At 64.1% G+C, this 2,866-nt stretch carries 4 protein-coding genes; all 4 read left to right on the top strand.

Annotated features, from left to right (window positions below):
• Positions 1-1,226, top strand: a 1,226-nt coding sequence (gene cobG, locus RTX98_RS20560; RefSeq protein ID WP_312798746.1) for a precorrin-3B synthase, incomplete at its 5' end; no start/stop codon positions are given.
• Positions 1,223-1,852, top strand: coding sequence for a precorrin-8X methylmutase (locus RTX98_RS20555; protein ID WP_312798745.1), 630 nt, complete (start codon positions 1,223-1,225; stop codon positions 1,850-1,852). The genes cobG and RTX98_RS20555, both read left to right, overlap by 4 nt.
• Positions 1,849-2,628, top strand: coding sequence for a precorrin-2 C(20)-methyltransferase (locus RTX98_RS20550; protein WP_312798744.1), 780 nt, complete (start codon positions 1,849-1,851; stop codon positions 2,626-2,628). Before RTX98_RS20555 ends, RTX98_RS20550 begins: the two co-directional genes overlap by 4 nt.
• On the top strand, positions 2,625-2,866 hold a 242-nt coding region (locus tag RTX98_RS20545; RefSeq protein ID WP_312798743.1), incomplete at its 3' end, for an SAM-dependent methyltransferase. The genes RTX98_RS20550 and RTX98_RS20545, both read left to right, overlap by 4 nt.

The raw sequence follows: 2,866 nt of genomic DNA, 5'->3' as shown, positions 1-2,866 counted from the left end.
GAGGTGGCAGCATGACGACCACCATCATCTCGCACCGCCAAAGAGGCGAATGCCCTTCGCTGTCGAAGCCGATGCCGACCGGCGACGGCCTGCTCGCGCGCATCAACCCGATGAACGGGGCGATCTCGCCAGCCGACCTCGCAGGCGTCGCAGAAGCCGCAAAGCGCTGCGGCAACGGCCTGCTCGAAGTCACCCTGCGCGGCAGCCTGCAAATTCGCGGTTTGCGCGATGAAACCGTGGCCGACATGAACGCCGCCGTCGAAGCCCTCGGCCTCACCATCCGCACCGGTCTCCCACTCGACACCGCACCACTCGCGGGCCTTTGTGCAGACGAGCGCGCCGACCCGCGTCCTCTGGCCGACGCCATCAAGAGTCAGGCGTCCAGCTTTGCTTCTCAGCTCGGCCCAAAAGTTTCTATTGTCGTCGATGGCGGCGGGCCTTCCATGCTCCACGGCGTCAAAGCCGACATCCGGCTGACCGCGCTCAATGCCGACACCTGGCAAGTCGCCATCGCCGGTGACGCGGAAACGGCCCGCTTCGTCGGTGTCTATGATGCCGAGCGCGCAGTGCAATCCGCCGTCGCTCTGCTGCGCACGATCGCCGAAGGTGGCCGCAAGATGCGCGGCCGCGATCTGTTGCCGACCTTCGAGACACTTCAACCGCCAGCCCAACCGCGTGACCCGGAACCTGCCCAGCTTCATCCCGGCGATATCCTGCAACTGACCGACGGCCGTATCGCCGCCGTGATCGCCATGCCATTCGGCACCGTCACCGCCAAGACACTGATCGCGCTTTGCGCAGATCTCCAAATCCTCGGCATCCGCGGACTTCGCCTGTCACCCGAACGCATGCTGATCATGCTGTGCCCGGACCACGCAGTTGCGCAGGCTGCGCTCCATCGATCCGCGGGTCTTGACGTTATCACCAGGCCGGACGACTTGCGTCTGCGAATCGTCGCGTGTGCCGGAGCCCCGGCTTGCGCATCCGCGCATCTGAATACCCACGCCTTAGCGGCCGAACTCGCTGCCAAATCGGCGAATGGACAGGATCTGCCCTTCCGTTTGCATCTTTCGGGCTGCGAAAAGGAGTGTTCGAAGCCAGCCGGCACGTTCATTTCTGTGATCGGCATCCCCGGCTCTCGCAAGATCGTCGCGAACGGGATAGTGCTCCCGCCCGATTTCAGCGACAGGCTGATGGCGCAAACACCCATGCAGCGGGCTTCATGACCACGGACTACATCAAATCAGGCGACGCGATTTACGAGAAAAGCTTCGCCATCATCCGCGCCGAAGCTGATCTCTCCCGCTTCTCGGAAGCAGAGGCCGATGTTGCCGTCCGCATGATCCATGCCTGCGGCATCGTTGAATCTGCGCAATATTTCGAGTTCTCGCCCAGCTTCGTTTCAGATGCCCGCGCCGCCCTCCAAGTCGGCGCTCCCATCCTGTGCGACGCCGAAATGGTTGCGCAAGGCGTCACTCGCGCCCGCCTGCCTGCCACCAACCCCGTGATCTGCACGCTGCGCGACCCGCGAACGCCGGACTTGGCCAAGGAAATCGGCAACACCCGCTCCGCCGCCGCGCTCGAACTCTGGCGCCCGCAACTCGAAGGCGCTGTCGTCGCCATCGGCAACGCTCCGACAGCCTTGTTCTACCTCCTTGACATGATCGCCGCCGGCGCCCCACGACCCGCCGCCATCATCGGCATGCCCGTCGGTTTCGTTGGCGCGATGGAATCCAAGGACGCGCTGGCCGAAAGCAAGCTCGGCATCCCCTTCGCCGTCGTGCGCGGCCGCATGGGGGGCAGTGCCATGACAGCCGCCGCAATCAACGCCCTTGCGAGACCCGGCCTATGAGCGCATCGCTCGGCAAACTGATCGGCCTCGGCACTGGCCCCGGCGATCCGGAACTCCTGACGCTGAAGGCCGCGCGCTTTCTCGCCGAGGCCGATGTGGTGGCCTATTTCGCCAAGCGTGGAGCCAAGGGCAACGCTCGTACCATCGTCGATGCGCATATGCGTCCGGGAGTCATCGAACTGCCGATGATCTATCCCGTGACGACCGAGATCCACAAGGATCACGCGGATTACATTAACCCCATCAATAGCTTCTACGAAGACATTGCAAAGCAGGTTGAGGATCATCTTCGTGCCGGCCGCACGGTCGTCGTGCTGTCGGAAGGCGATCCGCTTTTCTACGGCTCCTACATGCACCTGCATGTCCGACTAGCCCATCGCTTCCCGACAGAGGTCGTGCCTGGCGTGACTGCCATGTCCGGCTGCTGGTCCGCGACGGGCGTTCCGATCGTCCAAGGCGATGACATCCTGAGCATTCTGCCAGGAACCTTGGCCGAGGACGTCCTTGCGCGCCGCCTTATGGACACGGAAGCCGCTGTGATAATGAAGGTCGGCCGCAACCTGCCGAAGATCCGCCGCGCCCTAGTCGAGGCCGGCAAGCTCGACCGCGCGATCTATGTCGAGCGCGGCACCATGGCCAACATGGCGATTACGCCGCTTGCCGACAAAGCCGACGATATCGCGCCGTACTTCTCCATCGTGCTGGTGCCCGGCTGGGCTGCCAAGCCCGGCGAGAATTTGGCTGCCGCCTTGCAGATCGTCGAGGGTCTTGCATGAGCGGGCGTCTCACAGTCATCGGTACTGGTCCCGGCAATCCCGATCAGATGACCCCGCAAGCGCGCGCAGCGATCGAAGCCGCCAGCGATTTCTTCGGCTACAAGCCCTATCTCGACCGCCTCCAGGTGCGTCCCGACCAAACCCTGCACGCCTCCGACAATCGCGAGGAACTCGACCGCGCCAAGGCCGCGCTCGAACTCGCCGTGTCGGGGCGGCATGTGGCAGTCGTGTCCGGCGG

It is taken from the genome of Tianweitania sp. (genome assembly GCF_032053605.1).
GTDB lineage: Bacteria > Pseudomonadota > Alphaproteobacteria > Rhizobiales > Rhizobiaceae > Tianweitania.
This window is presented reverse-complemented; position numbering and strand designations above follow the sequence as displayed.